Origin of the sequence: Candidatus Methylobacter oryzae (genome assembly GCF_003994235.2) — a bacterium.
GTDB classification, from domain to species: domain Bacteria; phylum Pseudomonadota; class Gammaproteobacteria; order Methylococcales; family Methylomonadaceae; genus Methylobacter_A; species Methylobacter_A oryzae.
On sequence record NZ_RYFG02000116.1, the window covers coordinates 53,842 to 78,589 of the forward strand.

Consider the following 24,748-nt stretch of genomic DNA (forward strand, 5'->3'; position numbering starts at 1 on the left):
AGATAGTAAAAATTAAGCGATTGATTGTTGGCGTTTCGACAGCCAAATGGTGCTCAAGTCATTCTGCATTCGTTCTGAAGCAGTCAGGGACTGATCGAGCTTTAAGCTTTCTATTAGCTCTTGGGCTGCTTTCATCGAGGGCTCGGCAGGATCTTTCAACGCACTGACATATCGGCAATATTCGCGAGCAAGAATTTCAAGCGTTCTAATGTTTTCGATGAGTTGAGCCCTGCTTTCTTCCGAGTCGAGATCGACAACCAGCCCGGTGTGCAGTTTGTACAGAAATTCGAGGTCAAGCAGGCTAAACAGCTGGTCGCTAACGACGGGATTTTCGATCCTATCCCATTCTTTGAATAGACTTTGCATGGTGTTATTCAGTTCATTGAAGCGCCGCATTTCGGATTGCACTGTCGACAGCCATTGCAAATCGAATGATTTGTTTTCTCGAAAGAACATGAAAGCATTGACGCCCCAGTAAATAGCCCAATCCCATATGATCTTTGCCAGCATGACCTGTTCATTGCCCATTACCGGGTATTGATTTTGATAGGTGTTCAGGTACAGCTTGAATAGGCCAAGTAAGTTAAAGTTATATTGCTCGGCAAGGGCGGCTATCTCTTCACCTTCGAAATCCCGCATCAGCAGATCGCAAATCAGAGTGTTGTTTATAGAAATAAAGTCTGTTCCGGGAGAATAAAAAGGGTCTGCAAAAACGCCGGCTTCTCCGGTGATACACCACCTATCTTTTGAAAACAGGCGCTTGCAACCGTGCGAGAAATGTTTAACCGCAAGAAAATCCTGAATCTGGTCTTTACGCGCTTCGATAACTGCGGCGCACTGAGGCTCATGCTTATGAAGCCACTGGATCATTTTTTCCAGGCTATTAAATTCACTGAGAGAATGGTATTCGGGATCGGCTACGATACCAATGCTGGTTGCATTACTTGGCAATACAATAATCCAAACCCAATAGCCCTTGCCCATTAAATGGATAGTGCCGATTTGGCGAATGCCCGGAGCAATGCGTTCTTTCCATTTCAGGTTATCCGTCCATGTTTCTACACTAACAACGCCGGAAATCCTAAACCAAGCCGAACTGGAAGCATGTTGGGTTTGTTCGGCAAGATCCAATTTACGTTTTAATGTGCCGGCCCGCCCCGTCGCGTCAACGATCCACTTTGTGGTAACTTCGTGCTGTTCCGTACCCCGTTTTACGGTAATTTTATGCGGGTTTCCGACGGCAATATCGGCCACGCGGCAATTGTCCCAAAATGTCACGCCCTCGCTACAGTTTGCCTTGTATAAATAGTTTTCCAAACGGCCTCGGTCTAACTGATACCCAGGGACAGGGGGAAAGCGTTTCAAACCGACTTCCATGCGGCGCGTAATATCTTGATTGTCTTCGAATGAAAAGAAATAGCGAACTCCGGCTTTCTCTATCTGCTCTTCATTGAGGTGCTCATGAAGTTCGAGAACTTCCCTTAAATAATAGGAGCCTAACTCCGTCACGGATTCCCCAACCTTAAAGGCAACTTCCGGACAGGGAAATGTACTTTTTTCAACGACTAATATTCGCGTGGCTTTTCTCCGGCGGATCAGCTGCCTAGCCAGTCCTGAGCCGGCTAGGCCGCCGCCCAAGATAACGACATCATAGTCTGCCGGCATTTCAGGCGACCGTTCCCTTTGGGCCATTTTTTCTTTTACGATGTCTGCCAGTGCAGCCCGCTTTTCAGGGTCCAGCTGTTGAATACGTTTATTGATTTCGTTTTTTGAATTTTCCATCTGCATTAAACCTTATTGGCTGCGCATCACATCTCTAAGTTCTCGGTAGCCGATTCTTTGGATATTGTATTTATTCAGGCACTTAAGAAACCCATCTTGTTCCAGGGCATGGTAATCGGCAACGCGGCCGGCCCAGTCGGTTGTAATTGCCCGCAATTCAGGGGTGTCGTGTGCCGGATGTATAATAAAGTGAGTAAGACCGGGTTCCAGTGTTTTCAATACATGATCAATCTCGTCCATGCGTGTTTCCGGCCGCGACAAATCGGTCTGATAGAAGTGATCGATGATAGGAAAGCCCTGCTCTTCCAGTTCCGCTAAAATTTGCTTAATTTTTGCGGCCAATTGAGGGTTGTTCCATTTTTGCAATTTTTCTTCAGACATCCGGTAAGCGAGCATTGGAATGCGGTGCGTTCTTCCTGCTTGCAAATAGGCCGGTAGGAAGTTGGGATGCAACATTGCCCCCATATGCATGTCGATATGACTGACATCGACTCCGGCCGCCAAGGCCAGATTGATTTGCGCCGCCACCTCGCCTTCAATGAATTTTGCTATCCCGTTTTTATGAACCGCATCGGTAGTGGAAAAAAAGTAGCCTTCGGAATCAATCAAGCCGGACTCAGGATGACTGGTAGAGAGAGGCCGCCATCGATAACTTTTCCATTCACTCGTAAAGGTCATATGAACGCCTAAATCGGTATTTGGAAATTCCCTACAGTAAGAAGCGGCTGATGGGAACCACGAACAAGGCACCATCGCCGCCCCTGAATTTAATACTTGCTGTTCTATCAACTGCTTGAATGCGCTAACTGTAGCTTGGCACATACCGACATCATCGGCATGAAAAATAACGACACGATCATCGGCAGAGTAGCCAAGCTTTTTAAGAAAAGGATTGAAATCGGTCATAAGGGCTTAGATTATCTTCCAAAACATAGCGACGGCTATGAACAAAACAATGATTAAAAACAACGGTAACAGCGACCAGATCATTAAGCCGGGTAGCGATAGCCATCGTTTTTCTTTCCAGTAAAAGCCAAACATTTCACTGACTATTGAAAGATGCAGGGTAATTTTATCCAAACTTTTTATCATGTTTATAATTATTAGGTTATGTCACTGTTTATTACCGAACGCCATTTTTCCTACGCGGCGAACACCAGACCACAAAAAACATATTATTAATTAGTTGCCGACCGCTTCGTTGCGAAGCGAAGAAATCACGGCAAATCCTTGGCTTGATTTCTCGAAATTCTTTATCGGCCCCTAATCCTGCGAGAGTACTGCTTCCGCGCTAACTGGCCCCCTCGCCGCTTTGGTGTCTTCCTTTAGTTGCGCTTTTAGCCATAGCTCCCAGTCATCCGCAAAGCCTGTAGCCTTTTTTATTTACGAACTACATATTTCCCTACATAAAGGGTTTCTAAACCGCTTTTACCGAAGGTTTTTAAAGCATCCGAAGGACTTGTTACCATCGGCTCCCCGCGGAGATTGAAACTAGTATTAAGTATCACCGGTACTCCTGTTGCCTGGCCGAACAATTCGATCGTACGATGCCATAGCGGGTTCCATTCCTTGCGGACGGTTTGGACGCGACCGCTTCCGTCTTCGTGGCTTACGGCTTGGATTTTATCTATTTTATCTTTTTTAGTTTTATGAACCGACAGCATAAAACGCAACGGATAATGAGTCTTTGGGTCGTCTATGTCTTCGAAGAATTCACAGGTCCGCTCTTCGAGAATAGCCGGAGCAAAAGGCCTGAAAGGCTCACGGAATTTTATTTTTTCATTAACGATGGATTTCATCTCAGCTCTGCGCGGATCGGCAATGATTGAGCGATTGCCCAAGCTGCGAGGTCCCCACTCGAAACGCCCTTGGCAAAGACTGACAACCTTGCCGGCAAGCAAGTCGTCGGTAATCATATGAGCCAATTTATCCGGGTCTTCCACTTTTTCAAATGAACGCCCGGTCGCGTTAATGGCTGACAAAGCCTCATCGTCGTTGTATTCTTTCCCCCAATAAGGATGCTCCATTATAAATTTGCGCGGTTTTTTGAGTAATGCGTGATAGACATATAATGCCGCGCCCAACGCAGAACCGGAGTCTGCTGAAGCCGGTTGAATATAGACATCTTCAAATGGAGTCTCGCGCATAATTCGGCCATTGGCGACCGAGTTAAGCGCACATCCGCCTGCCATGCACAGCTTTTTCAAGCCCGTGCTTTTATAAGCATAGTTTGCCATTTTCAACATGGTTTCTTCGGTAACAACCTGAATACTTGCGGCAATATCGGCGTAATGCTGGTTTTTTGCCGCCACGGCCTCATCCCAATCCGGATGGTCGCGATTAGGATGCGTCGTCAGCGTGAAAAATTCCGATTCCTTTTCCCGCGGCGGCCCGAAAAGTTCGATGAACTTCTTCGAGATGATCCTGGGATTCCAGGGCAGTGATTGGGTAATCGGGATATAGTCCATATCCAGCCGGAACCCGCCGTCATCATCGACTTCGAAAATATGCTTATAAATATCATCCACATACCTTGGCACGCCGTAGGGGGCCATGCCCATCACCTTGTATTCGCCCGAATTCTCTCGAAAACCAAGAAAGGCGGTAAAAGACGTGTACATCAATCCAAGCGAATGGGGATAACGAATTTCTTTGAAAAGCTCAATGCCGGTATTCCCGCTGTTCTCCGACGAGAAACTCGCAGTCCCCCTGCCAATCGTAGCGGTTGCCCATTCGCCGACGCCGTCTACGGTCAGGATCGCTGCTTCTTCATAAGGCGAACAAAAAAATGAGCTGGCTGCATGACTGAGATGATGCTCAACAAATAGCAATTTTTTAGATGGAATATCCAGAGCCTTAAGCAGTTCTTTTTTCACCCAAAGTTTTTCTTTATAAGGGCTTTCCCAGCTGTTTGTGTAAATATGTTTTAAGTTTGGCGATGACTGAATGATGGTTTGATAAAAGCGGTCGAATTTGATCATCGGCTTTTCATAGAACACAAAATAATCGACGTTTTCTTTCGAAATTCCGGCCAAAGACAAGCAAAAGGCAATCGCTTGATGGGGAAATTCCCAATCGTGTTTTTTTCTTGAAAACCGCTCTTCTTCGGCTGCGGCGATTAAATTGCCGTCATGCAGCAACGCTGCTGCCGAATCGTGGTAAAAACAGGAAATTCCTAAGATATACATTTAGTATTGCCTCCGTGCATGATCGAGCTGAGTATCCGATGTTGTTCTATCCTGCCAAAGCTGCGGCTTTGAACCTGTTGCTTGTAGTTTTCGCGCGGCCACATTCCTTAGCCACCACCCGTTCGGGATAATAAAAATAGTGTAGAGTGCCGATAATGCAAGGCGATAACACTTGGCAATCAATGGGTGAAGCTTCTGTTCTGATGTCATTTTTACTTTTTCCTTGTTTTTCTAATTATCTTTGTTCTGATTACTTCTTTTAATTGAGGCCGATCTCGCTCTTATAGGCCATGATTTCATCGGCTGCCTTGACATATCCCCCCGCCGATCTAAGCGACTGTCCTAGCTCTTCTGCATTTTGCTTGAATGCCGGCGACGATAGAACTTTTTCCACCGCATCATGCAAGGTATCCGGCGATGCTTGAGCCGGCAGCATACTTACTCCGGCACCATTGTTGACAACTTGTTGCGCCACAAGAAACGCATCGCCCCGATGCGGAATGACGACGAGAGGCACGCCATAGCATAGCGCCTCACTAGCGCTATTCATCCCGCCGTGAGTAATAAAAACAGAAGTTCGCTCCAATACCTCAAGCTGCGGCACATGCGGCATCACAACAAAATTATCCGGAGCCGGTCCAAGATCGGCTGGATTCACTTTATTGCCAATCGAGAGAATAACTTGATGAGGATACGGGCGCTCTATCCTATTGCCAAAAGCTTGATAACAGTCCTTATAAAATTCAACGGCGTCATTGACGATCGTGCCTAACGAAATGTAGATCGTAACTCCAGGCTTGAGCTGTTCAAACGGGAACGGAATTGTTCCTGGCCGCGGTGCAATGGACGGGCCGACGAATTTGTAGACGCTTGCATCGTACATTTCCGAGAATGGGTGAAACTTTCTGGACGTAAACAGGATATTCAAATCTTGCGGGTTGGAAAACGCTTCAATCAGGCTGGGGATTTTACAATGGTATTGTTCATTGATTTCCTGGGAAATCTCAAAATAGCGATACAGGCTTTGCACTCCTTTGAGAACGACTTCCTTGGGGCGCGGCGAATAAACCATATCAAGAATGTCCTCGGCTTTCATCGTCGGGTGCATGATGAAGATTGACGAGAACGTGATGGCGGGCAGCTTCATGATCTGCTGCGCCAGATTCCCCCAGATGCACATCGAATCAAGCAAAATATAATCCGGAGGAGATTGCTCCAAATCTTCCAACAATGCCGGCAAATTAACTTGAGCGGCTTTGGCGAAATGGGCCATCGACCCAAAGAATTCGCCCTGGTGAACTTTAGGAACCAAGTATTCAGGATGGCTGTAAGGGCGGTATTCCGCTCCTGTAGCTTCGATGAGCGAACGGTATTGTTCAATCGCGTAATAAATTACCCTCTCTCCGCGGCCGACCAGTTCAGTAACCAACGGCAACGTCGGATTGATATGGCCTGAACTGGTCAAATTGAGAACAACTACCGTTGACATAAATACCCCCCTTTTTGGATTGCCAATGGTAGATAAAAAATTCTATTTTTTGTTAAAAAGCTCATGCCCGGGCATCCTTGATCAAATCTGGAAATATCATAATCTTATGTGCTTACCTACGATAAAACTTCCAGGCAAGCGGACATCTCCTTCGCCAAAATTTGTACATAAGGTTCGGCAAGTACAGTCAAATGTTCGCCCGGAACTTGGTAAATATCAACAGAACCGAACGTTTGCCATCCCCAGGTCTGATCTTCGGGAGGAAGATTCTTATGAACGGTGTCAGTCCGGAAAAGGCTAAGCCGGGACGGAATCACATCTTTTGGAAAATAGATAACCTGCGATTGAGCCTTAAACAATTGCAGGATACTTTTTAATTGATCGATGCCGACTTCGGCAGGAAACAGGCCGGCCTGATTCAGCCGGCTTTTAAAATAGTGGAGCTGCTGGTCGAAATCGAGTTCTCTTAAGTCGTCCAGGGAAACCGACAGATCGGCCGACAGCAAATGCTGAATCCGTGCCGTTAACTCAATAATCCATTTCGCATTATCCCAACCCGATCGGTCTTCGCGATCTTTGTTAGGTATCGGCGTATCGATAATCCCTACAAAAGCGATTTGCTCTCCTTGTTTGAGTAATTGTTGACCTATCTCAAACGCAACCCAACCGCCAACCGAATGGCCGCAAACCCTATACGGACCTGTAGGTTGCACTTGCTTCATTGCTTCGATGTAATACGCAGCCATTTCCTCGACAGTCGTATGGGGTGTTGCGATGCCGTTAAGCCCGGCCGCCTGTAGACCGTAGAAGGGCTGATCGGAGCCTAGATAGCTGGCCAATTTGTGGAAATAAATCACATTGCCGCCGGCTCCGGGAATACAAAACAGGGGCTGCCTGTTTCCCAAAGGCTGAATAGCGACAAGCGGCGACCATGTATCATCGGCGCTGGCTGCTTTCCGCAGGCAGTCGGCGAATTTTGCAATGGTATCGTTTTGCAAAAGCAAGCTCAAAGGCAGGTCGCGGCCGAATTTCTTTTGAATTTTTGCCATCAACCTGACGGCCAATAAGGAATGTCCGCCAAGATCGAAAAAACTATCGTGTATGCCAATCGGATGATAGCCCAGCACCGATTCCCAAATTGGCGTCAGTTCAAGCTCAAGCGTATCGCGAGGACTGGCCGGGGAATCTTTCAAGTCATTGATTTTGGGGGCAGGTAATGCTTTGCGATTAACCTTGCCGTTCGCAATCAGCGGAAATGAATCCATCGTGACAAAATGCGACGGAATCATATATCCGGGTAATTCATCCGCTAAATAGCGGCGCAGTTGCTCATCGGTGATGCCCGCCTGTTGCGAGCCGTCCGACGGGATAATGTAAGCAACCAGCCGCTGATCTCCCGGCTTGTCTTCCCGGACCATGACCACAGAATCCTGAATCCCGGAGTGGTTTGACAGCAGCACTTCGATTTCGCTTAACTCGATTCGATAGCCGCGTAATTTCACCTGGGAATCCTTGCGCCCAAAGAACTCAATATTACCGTCTGCCCGGTAACAGGCTAAGTCGCCGGTTTTGAACAGCCGGCCTTCTCCAAAAGGGTTGGTAATAAATTTTTCTTGATTCAATTCAGGACGGTTCAAATAACCGCGCGCGACACCTGCACCGCCGATATGCAATTCGCCGATAACTCCGACCGGCACCGGCTCTAAATGCGGGTCCAAAATGTAGAGTTGCACGTTACTGATCGGTTTACCGATCGGTATATTTCCGCTCATCGGTTCGCTAACCGGATAATAACAACAGCCAACCACGGCTTCGGTCGGGCCGTAATGATTGAACAACCGGGTGTTCGGCGCATAAGTTTGCCAGAACGTCAGTTGTTGCCCTGACAATACCTCTCCACCGATAACCAGGGTTTGAACCGGAGCGGCCATTTTTTTAGCCGGTAAAAGCTGGTTCAACATTTCCAAATGGGTCGGCGTGAACTTAATAAGGCTTAAGTTTTGATCTTCGATCAAAACTTTGCTTAAGGTTTCGATTTCATTGCCTTCAGGGAAAAAATAAACCGTCTTGCCTGTCAATAATGGCGGAAATAAGCTGGTAATGGTCAGGTCGAAACCGACTGAGGAAATCACAGGCGCGCCCGATCCTTTACCAACGTCGAATGTACGTACAACCCAGGTAAGATAGTTGGTCAAACCGCGATGCAGCAGTTGAACGCCTTTAGGTTTGCCTGTCGAACCTGAAGTGTAAATAATATATACGAGGTTCAGAGGACCGGCGGCACTAACGAGATTTTGGTCGTTATACTCGGCAATCGTCTTCCAATCGCTGTCCAGGCAAAATAGCGGAACGTCATCAGGGATCGCTTCTTCAGGGATCAGCTTCTGCTGCGTGAGCAGAACCTGTGCCGAGCTGTCCTGCAAGATAAAATTTAAGCGCTCGCGAGGCGTTTTCGGATCTAAAGGCAGATATGCGCCTCCTGCTTTAAGGACGCCCAAAATGGCCACCGCTATGTCCAGCGATCTCTCTAACATGATGCCGGCCACTTTTTCCGGACCAAGCCCTAATTCCTGCAAGCGATGCGCAAGCTGATTAGCCCGCCGGTTTAACTCCTGATAGCTTAGGCGGTTGTCCTCGAATACCGCCGCTATCTGCGTTGGCGTTCGGCTTACTTGCTGTTCAAACAACTGGTGGATACATTGATCCAATGGCGCTTCCGCCTTGGTGTCGTTCCAGGCGACCAGCATTTGCTCGCGTTCCGATTTTGACAACAGCGGGATCATCGAGACGCAGTCAGAAGGCCGATCAACGATGTTTGTCAGCAGGTTGACAAAATGTCCGCTCATTCTCTGAATAGTGGCTAAATCGAATAAATCCGTATTGTATTTAAGAATGACTTTTAACGTGTGTTTGCCTTCCACGACTTGCATATTAATGTCGAGCTGGCCTTCTTCCTCCGCTAATTCAAACGGTTCAATACTTATTCCGCCCCAATCGACTCTCTGGATCATGTCCAATTCGCTACTCAGGATAGGCGGTTCTTTCTGTAAGGAAAAACGGGTTTGAACGAGCGGGGAACGGCTTAAGTCGCGCTTTGGATGCAGTTTTTGCACCAATAACGAAAAAGGATAATCCTGATGCGCAAGGGCTTCCAATGAAGTTTGGCGGACCTGCTGCAAAAACGTCTGGAAAGTAGGATTTCCGGAGAGGTCGGCGCGCAGAACAACGGTATTGATGAAATAGCCGACCACATGCTCAAACATGCTCTGGTTCTGGCCCGCCGTAGGCGCTCCGACCAAGATGTCGGTTTGTCCGGTATAACGATGTAATAACACTTGGTAGGCGGCCAAAAGCACCATGTTCAGCGTGGCTTGCTCCTGGCGTGCCAATTCCCTGATCTTTTGGGTCAACTCTGCCGGTAACATTACCGCGTAGGATGCACCTTTATATGTTTGTATGGCCGGCCTTGGGTAATCCGTATGTAAATCCAGGGGGAGAATCTCTCCGTTTAGTTGCTTCTGCCAGTAAGCCCACAGGTCGTTACCGGCTTGCCCCGACAACATTTCTTGTTGCCAACGGACAAAATCACTGTAATGGTGCTGAATCGACGGCAAGATCTTGGAGCGGCCCGTTTTTACCACGGAATATAAATCACGGAATTCCGACAGCAGCGTCCAAATGGACCAGTTATCGCAAATGATATGATGAAACGTCAGCAACATCACATGATCGCTGGCGGAGCATGAGAACAGCCGGATTCGCATCAACGGCCCCTCGGTTAGATCGAAAGGTTGCTTATGAACCGAGTCGACCTGCTGAACCAGCAAGCTGTATTCCCATTTCGTCGCATCGATGGTCTCAAAATCGACTTGACGGGCCTGATGGACAATCTGTTGGGGTTCGCCGTTATTGGCGGCTGAAAATGTGCTCCGTAACGCAGGATGCCGATCGCTCAGTAATTGGAAGACTCGGCGAAGGCCGTCTACGTCAAGCTCCGAACAGATGCGTAAGGCAAGGCCGACATTGTAAGCGGAACTGTCGGGCGCGTTTTGATAGATGAACCAGAGCGCTTGTTGTCCATGTGACAAAGGAAAGGGCGCATTGTTTTTTGATGCGCTAGTGCCGATATTGCCGGTATCAGCGGCTGCAAGACTTGACGATGCCGAGAACGATATTTGCTCAACAAGCTTTTGCGCCAGAGCGGAAACACCCAAGCTTGACAGGAAATTCGCTATATCCAACTCGACCCCGAATTCACGCTTGCACCACGTCCGAAGCTCCGTCGACATCAGCGAATCGAATCCTAACTCAACCAGCGAAATATCGGTATCAACTGCCCTGCTAAGTCCCAACACTTTAACGACTTTAGCTTCGAGGGCCTCGGTGACCAGCATCAGATGCTCATCGGCTGGAGCGTTTTGCAGACAATCAAGAAGCGGCAAGCTGACATCGATCGGTTCTGACGACTCCGGGTATGCGGTATCGTTTGCAATCTGAGCGTCAATCCGTGCCTCTTCCGTTTCCCGCCGGTGCTGCTCTACCAAAGCCTCCAGAATTTTCGGCATCAACTTCAGTTCTTCTTGGGAAAAATCTTTGGTCTGGGCAAGCCAATCGGCAAGTTCGTTACTGTTACCCTGATTCAGCAAGGTAGTGCATTTGGTTGAAGCGCATTTCCCGGTATTCAGGTGCGATTTATTATTCAACACCCAGTAACGTTGCCGCTGGAACGGATAGTTCGGCAGGACCACCCGGCGGCGAGCCTTCGCATAGTCCTGTTCGAAACCGGGCCAGTCGACTTTGGCTCCCAACTCGTACAACCGTCCCAGGCTGCAAAGAATTTGCTCCCAATCCTTATTCTTTCGCAAAGTCGGCAACCATGCCCGTTCTTTGCCTTCAAACAGGCATTGCTGCCCTAATCCAAGCAAAACGGGTTTTGGTCCTATTTCCAGAAACACATCGACGTCCAGCTGGTTCAGACTGTCTATGCCATCGGCAAATCGTACCGGTTCGCGTAGATGCCGACACCAATAATTCGCGCTTGCGATTTCATTTTGGATCGACTGGCCGGTAATATTGGAAATCAGCCTTATACTCGGCGCTGAAAGCTTAATTTTTTGAATAACTTCCGCATAGGGAACCAACACCGGATCCATCAACTGTGAATGGAATGCATGCGAAACCTCAAGGTCTATCGCGTCCGATTGTTCCTTAAGCAGCCCCTGGCGTAAAAGAAATTGAACGACCTTAACTACCGCATTGTCCGAGCCCGAAATAACCACGCTTTTCGGCCCATTGATTGCAGCGATTGACACCTCGTTACCGGAGTCAGAGGCGCGTATCGCTGCTGCGGCATCGGCCTCAGAGACCGAAATGCTGGTCATTTTGCCGTTTTTGGGAAGCGCCTGCATCAAGCGCCCCCGCTCCACGATCATTTTGAGTCCGTCTTCCAAATTAAAGACGCCCCCAACCAATGCGGCAACATATTCCCCGACACTATGGCCCATCACAACGTCAGGCTTTATTCCCCACGACTGCCAAAGCTGGCTCAAAGCGTACTCAAGCGAAAATAAGGCCGGTTGCGCATAAGCGGTTTGGTGAATCACAAATTCATTTGCAGTGTCTTTTATCGAAGACAGGCCTTCTTTAGGATAAAGAATCTCCAGCAGAGGAATATCCAGATAAGCGCGTAAAATTTCGTCGCATCGGCACAAGGCGCGGCGAAAAGTCGGCTGCGTTTCAAACAACTGACGGCCCATATCCGGATATTGCGATCCTTGTCCGGTAAACAGGAACGCAACTTTAGGCGCTTTTTTGATCCGCGTCCTAGTTGCAGTCGATGTAGCCGCCGATAACAATTGCTGGGCTTCAAGCGAAGATTCCGCAACAACGTGTAAACGGTGGGGCAAGTCAATGCGGCTTAGATTTGTCGTATAGCAAACATCGGCGAAAGACTGCTCTGGATTAAATTTTAAATGGGAAATATAGCGTTGGGCCAACTCCCGTAATCCATCATCGGAATTTGCGCTCAAAGCAAGAATATGCTGCGGCCGCTCCTCGCTGATCGTTTCGACCTCGGACGTTGGGGCTTCCTCAAGAATAATATGCGCATTAATACCGCTCAATCCGAAAGAACTCACACCGGCAATATTGGGTTTGTTTCTATGGGGCCATGGCGATAACTCGGTCACGACTTTTAATGGAATCCGATCCCATGGAATGTGCGGATTGGGCTCTTTAAAATGCAAACTCGGCGGGATTTGTTGATATTGCAACGCTAAGACGGTCTTGATCAAACCGGCAATCCCGGCGGCGGCTTCCAAGTGGCCGATGTTGGTTTTAACTGAACCGATGTGTAGCGGAGCCTCCCGATTATCGCCCATTATTCTGGTCAACGCCCGGATCTCAATCGGATCGCCCAATGCCGTGCCGGTGCCATGAGCCTCAATATAACCGACGTCCGCCGGCTCTACCCCGGCAGCTTTAAAGGCTTTGCGCAACAGTCTTTCCTGGGCGAGTCCATTGGGAACCGTAAGACCGGCGCTCTTGCCGTCGTGATTGACCGCCGATCCGCGAATCAGCGCGAGAACATTATCGCGGTCGGCAAGCGCATCCGAAAGACGCTTAAGCACAATCATCCCGCATCCTTCGCCTCGACTATAACCATCGGCCGACGCATCAAACGATTTGCAACGGCCATCGGAAGCGATGGCCCGCATCTGTGAAAGCATGATATTAGTGACGGGGTCTAGAATCAGATTCACGCCGCCAGCAAAGGCTAAATCGCATTCTTTATTGCGTAACGCTTTGCAAGCCAGGTCAACTGTGACTAACGACGATGAGCAGGCGGTACTGACCACCATACTGGGGCCATGCAACCCGAGCGAGTAGGATAAGCGTCCGGCAAGAAAACTATTACTGTTCCCGGTCAACATGTAAGGATCGATGCTTGAGGGCGTAATACCTCCGAATTGGCGAAAGACATAGTCGCTGTTCATCAATCCCACATACACGCCGGCTTCGGTTCCCCGTATTTGATCGGGAGACAGGCCTGCATTCTCAAGAGATTCCCAGGTAACCTCTAATAAGAGCCGAAGCTGTGGGTCCAGCTGTTTTGCTTCCCTGGGGGGAATGTTAAAAAAATCGGGATCAAATAAATCAATGCCGTCAATAAACCCGCCATGGCGGATATAGCTTTTTCCACTTGCGTCAGGGTCTGGGTCGTATGAGGCCTCAACATCCCACCGATCGGCAGGAATATCGGTGATCGCATCAACGCCATTACTCAATAAACTCCAAAAATCTTTCAGATTATCAACGCCTTTAGGAAACCGGCAGCCCATGCCGATAATTGCAATCGGTTCATTTTTCGCGTTTTCCAGTTTTTTGAGCTTTGCCTTAAGCTCCCTAAGTTCAACAAGCGCCTGTTTCACTAAGTGATTCTGATCGCTTCTAGTTGACGTTTTTTCCATCTAGTTTCCCCTGTTAGCAGAATGCTTGAGTATTGTTCGTCATCTTCTTATTGAGAATTTTGGCTTCGGTACTGTTCCAGTAACTACGTGATTAATTGCGATTGCCGCATACGGGGCCGAAAACAGTAGAGCATCTAGTTCTGAAACTAATTATGATTTGTCTGGATAACCAAGCGTTGAATTCACTATTAAAATACCTTAAAAATTGCTTCCTGAATATCAGCTAAAGCTTACAACGATTGATTAGTGCACTGCCGAGACAAAGAAATATACAAGTTAACCTCAGGGATAGGCACTGGCAATATATTTCCATTGTATGTTTAAACCGCTTGTTAGACTACAAATGTTTAGTACGCATGAGCTACCTGTCTATGCTCAGCCTTTATTCAGAAGATTTACGGCTACGTGCGGTGAATACCTTTTTACCAGCCACGAAGAAGAGAGTTCAACAGTCCAGCGTTGAGTACACCACTATAGCGTACGCGGTGAATACGATAGTTACCAAGACACCCCGATCAACAAAAATAACCCAATCACGGCAAACTTCATCGCCCAGAGTTCTATCAAGCTCTGGCCGTAATCATGACTCATAATTTCTTCAATTTTGTTATGTCCGACTTGATCCTGCATGTGGATTTTTCTAGGCATCAGGCTTCTCCCGGTTATTACTGTTGTTTTTGTCGCTAATGCGAGCGGTAGCTACGCATTTGCCCAACGAGAACGCCCTGGATTTCAACTTGATCCGGGCGATAGCTCATCGCCGACATTGCGTTATTGGCGGGGATCAATCGCACTTCTCCCGGCGCCTGCTCTATATATTTCAACGTAGCTTCGGCTTTCTCGATTAGCGCCACCACGATCTCGCCGTTGCCGGCATAACTGCGTTGCTCGATGATTACCCAGTCGCCGTCGAATATCCCGGCCTCAACCATCGAATCGCCCTGAACCTGTAACACATAGCAGGGCTTATTGCTTTTCAGTATTTCCGGCACGGCCATATAGTTGATGTTTTCTAAAGCTTCAATGGGTCTGCCGGCGGCAATTTTACCGACGAACGGCAGTGAGTGTTCGCAAGCCGTATAGTCGCGCTGAGCCTTGGCGGACAAACGAATACCGCCTTGCTTATTGCCGGCGAACGGCTCGACCAGATCCGCCGCAATCAGCGCCATGATGTGCTTGTACAACGAGCCGCGCGATGCCATGCCCAACGCCGAACAGAGTTCATCCAGCGTCGGTGGATGGGCAAAGCTTTCGTAGTTATCGCGCAAGAAATCGAAGATTTCTTTCTGCCGCCGGGTTAATGCGTTCATAGGGCTCCTGTGATTTATTTTTTGTCAGCTTACCGTAAACCGCATAAAACGCAAAAAAGAGAACAAAAACCGAATTTCACGATGATATACGGCGGTTTGCGAATTTTAATCCGGTCCTCATTCGATCTTAATCCAATGTCTAGGTTTTCTCTCATCTTGCCTCTGTAATCTATGCATCATCGTAACTGTCAGGCGCTAATCGCGATGACGTTACACAGCGTATCGAAACATACTTCAACTTTACAAAGGAAACTGAATCATGAGTGACTTCTACAGAGATTTGTTAACAGGATTGCTATTTATAACCGGCCTGCTCGGCTATCTTTGCGGTGAATTCATCATTTCATCGGCGCTATTTGCGATTGCCGCGATTGCCGGTAACTTGAACCAAAACCGCAAGCGCAGCAAAGCCGGACGGCTCTCATGGGACTGATTTACCCAATTTGCCGCTGATTAGGTAAGCTAACGATTCATTTAATTCAAACCGGTAAAACGGAAACTGAAATCGGAAGATAGGAAAGTGAATGTCGATTTTGCCTGGAACAATTAAATTCCCTTTACGGATGACTATACTTTTAAACTTTATAGGTACACCGAAGGAACTTAAATATGTCCAAGAAAACCGTTCAAATCAATTGGCTTAACCAACCGGAAGAACATGACTATCCTGCGGCTCGATCTTATTTGAGTCTAATCTACGATGAATCGGCGGCAAGCGCCTATGTAGAAAAATTAAGGGACGCCCCTCTCTCCGAATTCAAGGCAAAAGATATTTTCAGGGCATCAGGTCTTTCACTGCTCGGTATCAGTAATGCGCATGTCGAAAAAGACCAGAAAAAAATAGAATCGGGAAAAGATATTTCCCCGCTTTTATTGGTCAGGGATACGGCCAACGGCAAGGTCGTCATTGCCGACGGCTATCACCGCTTGTGCGCCATTTATTCATATGATGAAGACGCTGTAATCCGCTGTAAAATTGTGTAGCCGTCGTTGATAAGGGCTGACGAAAGAAATCTAGCGTTCTTCCAGCGAACAAAGCTCAATATCGGTTTGCCGCAAACGAAGGGAAACAGCCCTGGCGATACGGGCAAAAATCCGCGTCCCTAACACCGGATTATTATAGACTTGGCCGTTAAACTCCTGCCGCGACAACGAGTAAATCTCACAATCCGTTTTGGCAATGGCTTCGGCCGAACGTTGGCGATGATCCAGAAACGCCATCTCTCCAAAATAGTCGCCTTGGTGAAAAGTCGCTAAATGATGATGTTTGCCATTGTTTAGCGGCAAGAAAACCTGCACGATGCCGCGGCGGATCAGGAACAGCTCATCGCCGCTATCGCCTAAAGTAAATATTTTCTCACCGGCCGGCACCGTCCGTTCCTGTAGACAAGGCCGTAATGCAGCGAGCGTTGCTTCATCGGATTCGCGCAGTAATTCAATGTCGGCCAGATCAAGCGTCTGCTCGTTAAGTCTTTCTTCAGTCCATCCGGATGCTTGTAGAATTTGATTTTCCATCCATTCCAACGCTTCATCGCGGGTATCGAAAATCCGAATGCCGTTGCCGTCGTCAGTCACTAAACCGACTTGAGTCATATACTTCAACAGGTCTTCGCCGCTGGGTAATTTGGAAGGCATGCCGCTGAATATCAGTTCGCCGCCTCGTGCTCGCAACCTATCCTGCATCAACGTAAACAAATGCGCGGCCGTGTAATCCAGACATTCCACGCGGCGCATGTCGAATAACAGCCATTTACAAATGTCTAAATCGGGCTCTAATTGGCTGAACAAATGATCGGTAGTGCCGAAAAATAAATTGCCTTGTAATTCATAAATCGCCGCTTCGTTACCGTGCTCGCGTAGAAATAGCTGCTCGTCTTCCAAGCGGTAGGTTTTGGAGGACGTTTCTTTAAGCGTGGCCCGCCGCCGCAATACCGAAGCGCGAATTTGATCGCGAATGAACAATAAAATCGCCAATCCGATGCCTGTCGCGGAAGCGGCAATTAAACCGACCGTTTCAGCGACAATAACGACCGAGGCAATGACGGTAAAATCGAAAAAAGTTTCTTTATGCCGTAATAAATGGAACGCATGCCAATCGAACATTCTCGTAGCCACGACCAATAAAATGCCGGCTAACGCGGCAATAGGCACCCAGGCAATCAATGGCGATAATACGAGTATTGCCAGCACGACCAAGCCGCCCTCAATCACCCCGGATTGGGTCTTACGGCCGCCGCTGGTAATGTTGACCAAACTGGCGCCCATCGTTCCCGAACCGGGCATTCCTCCGGCCGCGAACGACAGCAGATTGGCAAAGCCCTGGCCTAACAGCTCTTGATTGGAATCATGGCGTTTTTTGGTCAGTGCATCCAGCACGATGCAGGTTTTCAACGTATCGATAGACAGCAACGCCGATAAAGCCAGCGCGGAGTAAGCCACTACCTGTAAGTCGGCCAAGCCGGTTTGCTGCACCGATTGAAAGCGGTCTTTAACCGTTTCCCAAAAATCCGTACCGGCCGGAATCGGCCCGATGATCAGCGCATTGGCTTCTAAAGATAACAATGCCGGCACATACAGGCTTATCAGGAAGTAGCCGGCTATTCCGGAAAACAAGCCGACGATAGCGGCCGGAATTTTTTGCGTTATGCGCGGTGCAATTAACATTGCGCCGATAGTGACTGCTCCGACGACAATTCCGGGCCATTGCCATGAATCGGGAGCCGTTAAGCCATGCCACAGGCCTGCACTTTTCGGTATGCCGAGCAAATTGGGAATCTGGCCGATCGCGATAATCAGGCCGACGCCCGATAAATAACCGCTGACAACCGGGAAAGGAATATATTTAATCAATCGCCCGCCTTTCAATAACCCATAAAGGATTTGTAACAACGCGGCCAATAACGCAGTCAACGCTAACAATGCCGGAATGCGGTTAATCTCGGTGCCGGTCCTGGTTAACTCAAGTGCCAACCCCGATAAAACCGCCGCAGCCGGAGCGCAAGGGGCGGAAATCAAGGCGGGGGTGCGCCCAAACAAAGGCGCGCCCAAACCCATGCAAGCCGCGCCTATCATGCCGATAAAAGCACCCTCGCCTGCCATTTTCGGGTCAACCGAGGAAAACACCAGCACGCCAAAAGCAATCGCCGACGGCAATGCAACCAGCATGGACGCCAATCCCCCCCAGAACTCATCGATGAAAGTGTGGGTTGGCGAGGTGGTTGGAGCTGCTTTAGTTGCCATGTTTTCAATATTCCGGTTAAGAAAGTTTGTTGTTTTTGTTTAAAGCTTGATTTTCGAAGTCTACGCTAATAAAGCCGGCCGAATCTTGAATGTCCGGGTTCCGAGCAGCCGCAAAATAAAATTATATCGCTGAAAGCCGGGTTCCGATAAAGAAACGGATTCAATGACAGCTCCAGACAGTTTTAATCCGCGCCTTTACGCTTTTTTTACACTGATCTGATTAAAATCCGGTATTAAAATCTGCAAGCTTAGCGACTAGGCAAGCGTTGCCAGGTAAACCATTTAAATTGATTAAGCATGAGGCCGATTATTGTGAATTATGGTTTTCTTATACCCAAAGGGCATAAGCTTCGTTTGAGCAGGCAAGCCGCTCAACTCAGCTTTATAGCCAAAGGCCATAAGTTTCGTTTGAGCAGGCAAGCCGCTCAACTCAGCTTTATAGCCAAAGGCCATAAGTTTCGTTTGAGCGGACAAGCCGCTCAACTCAGCTTTATACTAGGAATAACGGCTTTGCTGTTGCCGGGAACGGTCTTCGCCGACGGAGAAACAGCGGCGGCGCCATTGCAGCATATTGATCTAACGCATCATTGGGCGGGCTATTTTTCTCTGGTAGTGATGATCTTTGCCTATATTACAGCGATGTTCGAAGAGGCTACTGAACTTCGCAAATCCAAACCGATGCTACTTGCTGCGGGTTTGATTTGGCTTGTGATTGTCGTGGCCTATCAACAACAAGGCAACGACCATTTTGCGGTAACCGCCTTTAAGAGCAACATGCAGGCTTATATCGAATTGTTGTTGTTTATCATGGTGTCGATGACTTACCTGAACGCGATGGAAGACATGCGCATATTCGACGCTTTAAAAGTCCGGCTAGTCGGTATGCATTTGAGTTACCGGCAACTGTTCTGGATTACCGGCTTACTGGTATTTTTTATTTCCAGCGTCGTTAACGGCCTGACAGCGGGATTACTGATGGGAGCCGTAGTGGTCGCCGTCGGCAAAGACAGTCCGCGTTTCGTTTCATTGGCATGCATCAACATTATCGTTGCGACCAATGCCGGCGGTTCTTTCAGCCCATTGGGCGGCATTTCGACGCTATTCGTATGGCAACACGGCATTTTGGGCTTTACGGAGTTTTTTAAATTGTTTATTCCTTGCCTGGTAAATTTTTTCGTTCCGGCCTTGGTAATGAATTTTTCAGTACCCAAAGACAGGCCTGATATCGACGATGAACAGGTCCATTTGCTTCGCGGAGCTAAACGCGTGATCTTTCTGTTTGGCATTACGATAAGCCTGGCTGTAACGTTTGACATGAAACTGCATTTGCCGGCAGCAGCCGGGATGATGGCAGGCTTATCGTTATTGCAGTTCTTTTATTACTACCTGAACAGAATCAATAAAGAAAATACCTATAAGCAATCGGAATTCGCGTTGTTTTTCGGCAGCGGAAAAATCAATTCCTCCGCCAGCGAAATCAGTAGATTGGATATTTTCGACAAAGTCGGCCGTCTTGAATGGGATACCTTGTTCTTTTTTTACGGCGCGATGATGGGCATCAGCGGACTGGGCTACATCGGTTATCTCGATGCGATCTCGCAAGTGCTGTACGGACAATTAAGCCCGACGCTGGCCAACGTTCTGATCGGCCTATCCTCGGCATTTGTCGATAACGGCACGTTGATGTTCGCCGTCCTCACGATGCACCCCGACATATCACAAGGGCAATGGCTGCTGTTGACCCTGACCTTGGGCGTCGGCGGCAGCCTGCTGGCGATTGGCTCGGCGCCTGGAATCGGCTTGCTGGGCCAAGCAAAAGGCCAATATACTTTCACCAGCCATATGAAATGGTGCCCGATGATTTTGTTGGGCTATTTTGCCAGCATTGGCGTACATTTCTTGATCAACTCCAAATCTTTTTAACAGTGGTTGTAGACGGTCAGCCGCTTTGGGAGAAAAGTTTGCGTAACAACGAACCGGCAGAGCATCGGCTCTCGGAAATAATGTTAAACCGCAGTCACCGTCCGAACCGGTTGCAAGGCTACCTGTGGGGTATCGCTGCTCCGTTTATTTGCACGCTGATCGATTGGCCGCTACGTCATGTTTTAGGGCCGGCCAGCATCCTGATGACTTACTTGTTAGGAGTGTTTTTAGTCGCGAGCCGCTACGGTCGCGGCGCATCCATCATCGCTTCATTCTTGAGCGCACCGGTATTTGCTTTTTATTTTGCCCAGCCGATTTTTTCACTTGCTATCAGCGACCTTGAAAACATCGTAGGACTAGGCGTGATGATGGTTGTTGCTAATGTGACGAGTAATTTTTTGGAGAGAGTGCAACTGCAAGCGGAAATCTCCAAACAGCGGGAAAACCGGGCCAACGCACTTTATCGCTTAAGTCAGGCCCTATCCGATGCGCATAATCAACAAGCAGTTGCCAAAATCGCGGTAGACCATATCTACGATGATTTTGGCGCCTTGTCGGTATTGCTGTTTCCGGACCGGGAGTTTCGTCTCAAGTATCCGTCCGATACGCCGCTCGAGCATTCTGTTCGCGGCATCGACCTGGAAATAGCGCAGCAGACCTATCGGCAACGCACTATCGAGAGAACCGAAGATTCAACAGGCTCAATTAGCTATTATCCGCTGGAAAGCTCGCAATCCATTCAGGGCGTACTGGCTATAAAATCACCGGCAGCGGCTAATTTAAAAGATCCCGAATTGACTGCTTTTTTCGATACTTTTTTGAACCTGATCTCGCAAACCCTTGAGCGCCTAAGCTTAACCGAACAGGCGAACAATGCGAATCTTCAAGCCGAAACCGAGTCCTTGCGCAATGCATTGTTAAGTGCGATATCGCACGATCTGCGCACGCCATTGACGCGCATTATCGGCGCAGGCACGGCCCTGGTTGAAAATAACGCGGATTTTTCATCGGAAGAAAAACTGGATCTTAATAAAGTCATTCTTGACGAAGCCCAACGCATGTCGGAACTGACCAGCAAGATACTGGACATGGCGAGGCTGACGGCAGGTGAAATCATTCTTCACCCGGAATGGAACGCACTTGAAGAAATAGTCGGCAGCGCGTTGAACCGACTGGAAAGAAACTTGAAAACGCGGCCGGTGAGAACGCTGTTACCTGATCATTTGCCGCTGCTTTGGATAGATGCGGTATTAATCGAACAGGTTCTGGCCAACCTGATCGAAAACGCGATCAAGTACACGCCGGAAGGCAGTCCTATCGATATTAGCGCTGAATTATCGGCCAACAACATAATCATTACCGTATCGGACTATGGTTTCGGCATTCCGCAAGGCATGGAAGAAAAAATATTCGACAAGTTTTACCGGCTTGAGTCCGAAAGCCATCAAGGCGGGGTAGGACTCGGATTAACCTTATGCCGGGCCATTATTGAAGCCCATGACGGCAGCATTCATGCGACCAATCAGTCCGGTAAAGGCGCATCGTTTATCATTAACTTACCGATCCACGATTCGCCTGAGTTGAACTGTTTTGAAGGAATGCCGTCATGAGCGATGAGATCAAGCCGCTTATTCTAGTGATTGAGGACGATCCGCAAACTCGCCGTCTGCTGAAAACCAATCTTTGCACCCGCGGATGGCGCGTTATTGAAGCGGAAAACGGTAAGGATGGGCTCGCGCTGGTTAAAAGCGACAGCCCCGATCTGGTCATACTTGATCTGGGCTTACCCGATATGGATGGCATTTCGCTAACCAAACGTTTACGGCAGTTATCCGATTTGCCGGTGTTGGTGTTATCGGCCCGCAGCCAGGAGCAAAACAAGATCATGGCGCTGGATGCCGGCGCGGACGATTACCTGACCAAACCGTTCAGTACCGGAGAACTGCATGCCCGCCTCCAGGCGTTGCTTCGCCGCGTGATGCGCACAACGAACAAAACGGAAACATTTCAAACCGGCGAATTATCGGTCGACCTGGCCCGGCGCAAAGTTTTTATGGCCGGCAATGAAGTTCATATCACGCCGATTGAATACCGCCTGCTCAGCATTCTAGTCCGCCATGCCGGTTTGGTTGTTACCCACCGCCAGCTCCTGAAAGAAGTCTGGGGAGGCGAACATATCCACGACCAGCATTATCTGCGGGTATATATGGGGCAACTGCGCCATAAACTGGAAGTCAACCCCGCCAGACCGCGTTATTTACGGACAGAGGTCGGAGTCGGCTATCGCTTGGCTGAAGAGGACAGCTAATCGGCCAAGCGCCGCTAGCGCACAGTAATAGATAACTGAAAAACTTGTGCCGGCGGCGCAGTTGTTTCCCAAGGACGGCGATACTCAAGGCGAAGCGTTCCATTGCCTTGCTTTATCGCCTTGAACTTTCCTGTCTCAGTGCCGCCGCATCCTACTCTTCCCCCGCAATCACTATCGAGAACGAAGCTGCTATTGCCTTGAAGTTCAACTAAGTCGATCGATTGACTGTTGAATGTCCAGCTGTAACCGGTACTTGGATTGGACGCCAGCTTTATTTCAAGGAATTGTCCCTGTACGAGTTCGATGGATCGCCCATTGTCGGCATCGGTCAGCGAAACCGGTGAAGTTGAGGATAATAGTTGATAGCGGCCGTCGGAACCGAGCGCCAACACAATGTTGCTGTAAGAGTGATCGTTAATTAACACCTCCGGTAAATTGAGGCGTCCGCTAACCGGGTCATAGCTAGGCGTAGCGGCATGAACCGGGGCGAAAATATTCAACAAAATCAGTGCAGTTAGCGTTTTAACACTATATGACATGAGCTCTCTCCTAATCACGTTGCATAAAACCGCACTTTATCCGTTATCTAGCGTTATATAAATACCGTCTTCTTCGGATTACCTCATCCACGGTTATACCGTAGCAAACTGGCTTTCCAAATCCGATTGTTTTTCAACGGGAAGCGTAACCGTTAGATGAATTTGTCCGGCAAAGACTTGCTCAATAATGTGTCCATTCACTTTTTTCAATGCGTAATCAAAGGACTGAAATCTTTCATAATCGAGCGTGAAATGAAGCGTTGCCATTTCTATGTAAGGGTGTAATGCCGCCGTATCGATCGCCTGTTTCGCCATGTGGCCGTAAGCCCTGGTCAGTCCGCCGGCTCCAAGCTTCACGCCGCCAAAATAACGGATTACTACAACGAGAGCATTAATAATGTTTTTACCTTCAATATGCTGAAAAATCGGCTTTCCTGCCGTGCCTGTAGGCTCGCCTGCGTCGTGAAACCGGTAAATAACGCCGTCGTTGGTTTTGATACGGTAGGCAAAGGCAATATGGTTGGCGTGCGGATGTTCGGCTTGCAACGCTTTTAATTGCCGAAAAACGTCTTGATCATTGAGGCAGGGAAAAATGATACCGATAAATCGCGATTTTTTTATGATGTCTTCGAATGTATGGGATTCCGTAACATAAAACATTTTTGCTTCTTTCAATTAAGTTTTGAGCGTCTGCTATTCGATAACATCATACCAGCAGCAAACGGCTTTTCAATTGCACTCACATTATTTTGATCGATTGCTGCCGAGAATTAAGCGAAGAACCAATCTTAATATAGAATATGCAGAGCTTCGCTTATTACACAGAAGCTTAGAGCTGAATAAGGACAAACCAAGCCGTTAAACCGCAACAAAAATAAATATGAAACTTAGCGTTATTATAAAAAAACTATCAAATCCTCGCGTTAGAAGACGATTAAAAATTGGCCTCTCTATTTATGGTTGCTTGATTATACTGGGCGTGCTGTTTAAGGTTGTCTACGACATCGGCTACTTCAACGCGCAATCGCTTAAAAAAGAAAAAATTGCCGAGCTGCCTACGACTTATCCTGTGCTGACAATGGAATCCGCCCAGCGCATTGTCTCCGGCGCATTGACAGAAGACCCTAACAATCCCAAAACAATCGTAGACCAGATCATTGACAACGATCATAAACTTTCAACTATTATTATTGAAAACAACAACATAAAAAAAATCGCCTGGATTATCGACTTACATTTGTTTTTTGACGGCGATCTATTCAATCACGAAGGTTACAATTTAACCGAAGGCCTTGAGCATCAATATAATATCAAACGTTGATCATTGATTATCCGGCACAGCGTTAGCCGGGGCAGTTGAACAAAAATTTGCGCGATTCGGAGAGTTGTTCCTGATTTGGTTGAACTGAATGCCGCAGTTCGGCCAACAGCGGTCTATGGATAATGCAAAGCCAACGGCCCGAGTTTCCAGAAATCTGCCGTTAAAAGTTTAAACTGCTT

17 protein-coding genes are annotated in these 24,748 nt (G+C 48.2%); 6 read left to right on the forward strand and 11 right to left on the reverse strand.

What is annotated here, in order from left to right:
- Nucleotides 1-12: 12 nt before the first annotated feature.
- The 8 genes from EKO24_RS18375 to lexA form a co-directional block, all read right to left on the reverse strand.
- Nucleotides 13-1,782 carry an NAD(P)/FAD-dependent oxidoreductase gene (locus tag EKO24_RS18375; protein WP_161990622.1) on the reverse strand — a complete coding sequence of 590 codons (1,770 nt, stop codon included), beginning with the start codon at nt 1,780-1,782 and terminating at the stop codon, nt 13-15.
- A 12-nt stretch (nt 1,783-1,794) separates the two neighbouring features.
- A complete protein-coding gene (locus EKO24_RS18380) occupies nt 1,795-2,688 on the reverse strand; it encodes a polysaccharide deacetylase family protein (RefSeq protein WP_127027453.1) in 894 nt (297 codons plus the stop codon).
- 6 nt (nt 2,689-2,694) lie between these two features.
- The gene (locus EKO24_RS22920; RefSeq protein ID WP_127027454.1) at nt 2,695-2,874 is read right to left on the reverse strand and encodes a hypothetical protein; all 180 of its coding nucleotides are present in this window, start codon (nt 2,872-2,874) and stop codon (nt 2,695-2,697) included.
- Nucleotides 2,875-3,161: 287 nt separating this feature from the next.
- Nucleotides 3,162-4,970, reverse strand: a complete 1,809-nt coding sequence (locus EKO24_RS18390; protein ID WP_143733254.1) for a carbamoyltransferase family protein — start codon at nt 4,968-4,970, stop codon at nt 3,162-3,164.
- A gap of 259 nt (nt 4,971-5,229) precedes the next feature.
- Nucleotides 5,230-6,459 carry a macrolide family glycosyltransferase gene (locus tag EKO24_RS18395; RefSeq protein ID WP_127027456.1) on the reverse strand — a complete coding sequence of 410 codons (1,230 nt, stop codon included), beginning with the start codon at nt 6,457-6,459 and terminating at the stop codon, nt 5,230-5,232.
- Nucleotides 6,460-6,575: 116 nt separating this feature from the next.
- On the reverse strand, nt 6,576-13,928 hold the full coding sequence (locus EKO24_RS18400) for a non-ribosomal peptide synthetase/type I polyketide synthase (RefSeq protein WP_127027457.1): 7,353 nt from the start codon (nt 13,926-13,928) through the stop codon (nt 6,576-6,578).
- Nucleotides 13,929-14,426: 498 nt separating this feature from the next.
- Nucleotides 14,427-14,576 carry a hypothetical protein gene (locus EKO24_RS22440; RefSeq protein ID WP_154671603.1) on the reverse strand — a complete coding sequence of 50 codons (150 nt, stop codon included), beginning with the start codon at nt 14,574-14,576 and terminating at the stop codon, nt 14,427-14,429.
- Between the two features lie 35 nt (nt 14,577-14,611).
- Nucleotides 14,612-15,238: a transcriptional repressor LexA gene (gene lexA, locus EKO24_RS18405; protein WP_127027458.1), complete on the reverse strand. Its 627-nt coding sequence runs from the start codon at nt 15,236-15,238 to the stop codon at nt 14,612-14,614.
- Nucleotides 15,239-15,497: 259 nt separating this feature from the next.
- Here lexA and EKO24_RS22665 point away from each other — a divergent pair, with 259 nt between their 5' ends.
- Together EKO24_RS22665 and EKO24_RS18410 are read left to right on the forward strand one after the other, a co-directional pair.
- On the forward strand, nt 15,498-15,671 hold the full coding sequence (locus EKO24_RS22665; protein WP_162853374.1) for a hypothetical protein: 174 nt from the start codon (nt 15,498-15,500) through the stop codon (nt 15,669-15,671).
- Nucleotides 15,672-15,847: 176 nt separating this feature from the next.
- Entirely contained in the window at nt 15,848-16,222 is a 375-nt protein-coding gene (locus EKO24_RS18410; protein WP_127027459.1) for a hypothetical protein, read from the forward strand.
- A gap of 30 nt (nt 16,223-16,252) precedes the next feature.
- Here EKO24_RS18410 and EKO24_RS18415 read toward each other — a convergent pair whose 3' ends face one another.
- Nucleotides 16,253-18,478, reverse strand: a complete 2,226-nt coding sequence (locus EKO24_RS18415; RefSeq protein WP_127027460.1) for a SulP family inorganic anion transporter — start codon at nt 18,476-18,478, stop codon at nt 16,253-16,255.
- A 492-nt stretch (nt 18,479-18,970) separates the two neighbouring features.
- On the opposite strand from EKO24_RS18415, the gene nhaD reads away from it, so the two are divergent.
- Genes nhaD through EKO24_RS18430 form a run of 3 tightly spaced genes read left to right on the forward strand, consistent with a single transcriptional unit; the run spans nt 18,971 to nt 22,709 of the window.
- A complete protein-coding gene (nhaD, locus tag EKO24_RS18420; RefSeq protein WP_241674677.1) occupies nt 18,971-20,401 on the forward strand; it encodes a sodium:proton antiporter NhaD in 1,431 nt (476 codons plus the stop codon).
- Nucleotides 20,402-20,439: 38 nt separating this feature from the next.
- Nucleotides 20,440-22,011, forward strand: coding sequence for a DUF4118 domain-containing protein (locus tag EKO24_RS18425; RefSeq protein ID WP_241674661.1), 1,572 nt, complete (start codon nt 20,440-20,442; stop codon nt 22,009-22,011).
- Entirely contained in the window at nt 22,008-22,709 is a 702-nt protein-coding gene (locus tag EKO24_RS18430) for a response regulator (protein WP_127027462.1), read from the forward strand. Before EKO24_RS18425 ends, EKO24_RS18430 begins: the two co-directional genes overlap by 4 nt.
- A 14-nt stretch (nt 22,710-22,723) precedes the next feature.
- Here EKO24_RS18430 and EKO24_RS18435 read toward each other — a convergent pair whose 3' ends face one another.
- Together EKO24_RS18435 and EKO24_RS18440 are read right to left on the reverse strand one after the other, a co-directional pair.
- Nucleotides 22,724-23,248: a protease inhibitor I42 family protein gene (locus EKO24_RS18435; protein ID WP_127027463.1), complete on the reverse strand. Its 525-nt coding sequence runs from the start codon at nt 23,246-23,248 to the stop codon at nt 22,724-22,726.
- A gap of 93 nt (nt 23,249-23,341) precedes the next feature.
- A complete protein-coding gene (locus EKO24_RS18440) occupies nt 23,342-23,908 on the reverse strand; it encodes an IMPACT family protein (protein WP_127027464.1) in 567 nt (188 codons plus the stop codon).
- A 220-nt stretch (nt 23,909-24,128) separates the two neighbouring features.
- Here EKO24_RS18440 and EKO24_RS18445 point away from each other — a divergent pair, with 220 nt between their 5' ends.
- Nucleotides 24,129-24,569, forward strand: coding sequence for a hypothetical protein (locus tag EKO24_RS18445; RefSeq protein ID WP_127027465.1), 441 nt, complete (start codon nt 24,129-24,131; stop codon nt 24,567-24,569).
- Nucleotides 24,570-24,748 lie beyond the last annotated feature (179 nt).

Coding starts and splice junctions, on each gene's coding strand:
- EKO24_RS18445 (WP_127027465.1), top strand. CDS start 24,129: ATGAAACTTAGCGTTATTATAAAAAAACTATCAAATCCTCGCGTTAGA.
- EKO24_RS22440 (WP_154671603.1), bottom strand. CDS start 14,576: ATGCCTAGAAAAATCCACATGCAGGATCAAGTCGGACATAACAAAATT.
- EKO24_RS18395 (WP_127027456.1), bottom strand. CDS start 6,459: ATGTCAACGGTAGTTGTTCTCAATTTGACCAGTTCAGGCCATATCAAT.
- EKO24_RS18375 (WP_161990622.1), bottom strand. CDS start 1,782: ATGGAAAATTCAAAAAACGAAATCAATAAACGTATTCAACAGCTGGAC.
- EKO24_RS18440 (WP_127027464.1), bottom strand. CDS start 23,908: ATGTTTTATGTTACGGAATCCCATACATTCGAAGACATCATAAAAAAA.
- EKO24_RS22920 (WP_127027454.1), bottom strand. CDS start 2,874: ATGATAAAAAGTTTGGATAAAATTACCCTGCATCTTTCAATAGTCAGT.
- EKO24_RS18380 (WP_127027453.1), bottom strand. CDS start 2,688: ATGACCGATTTCAATCCTTTTCTTAAAAAGCTTGGCTACTCTGCCGAT.
- EKO24_RS18410 (WP_127027459.1), top strand. CDS start 15,848: ATGTCCAAGAAAACCGTTCAAATCAATTGGCTTAACCAACCGGAAGAA.
- lexA (WP_127027458.1), bottom strand. CDS start 15,238: ATGAACGCATTAACCCGGCGGCAGAAAGAAATCTTCGATTTCTTGCGC.
- EKO24_RS18415 (WP_127027460.1), bottom strand. CDS start 18,478: ATGGCAACTAAAGCAGCTCCAACCACCTCGCCAACCCACACTTTCATC.
- EKO24_RS18430 (WP_127027462.1), top strand. CDS start 22,008: ATGAGCGATGAGATCAAGCCGCTTATTCTAGTGATTGAGGACGATCCG.
- EKO24_RS22665 (WP_162853374.1), top strand. CDS start 15,498: ATGAGTGACTTCTACAGAGATTTGTTAACAGGATTGCTATTTATAACC.
- EKO24_RS18390 (WP_143733254.1), bottom strand. CDS start 4,970: ATGTATATCTTAGGAATTTCCTGTTTTTACCACGATTCGGCAGCAGCG.
- EKO24_RS18400 (WP_127027457.1), bottom strand. CDS start 13,928: ATGGAAAAAACGTCAACTAGAAGCGATCAGAATCACTTAGTGAAACAG.
- EKO24_RS18435 (WP_127027463.1), bottom strand. CDS start 23,248: ATGTCATATAGTGTTAAAACGCTAACTGCACTGATTTTGTTGAATATT.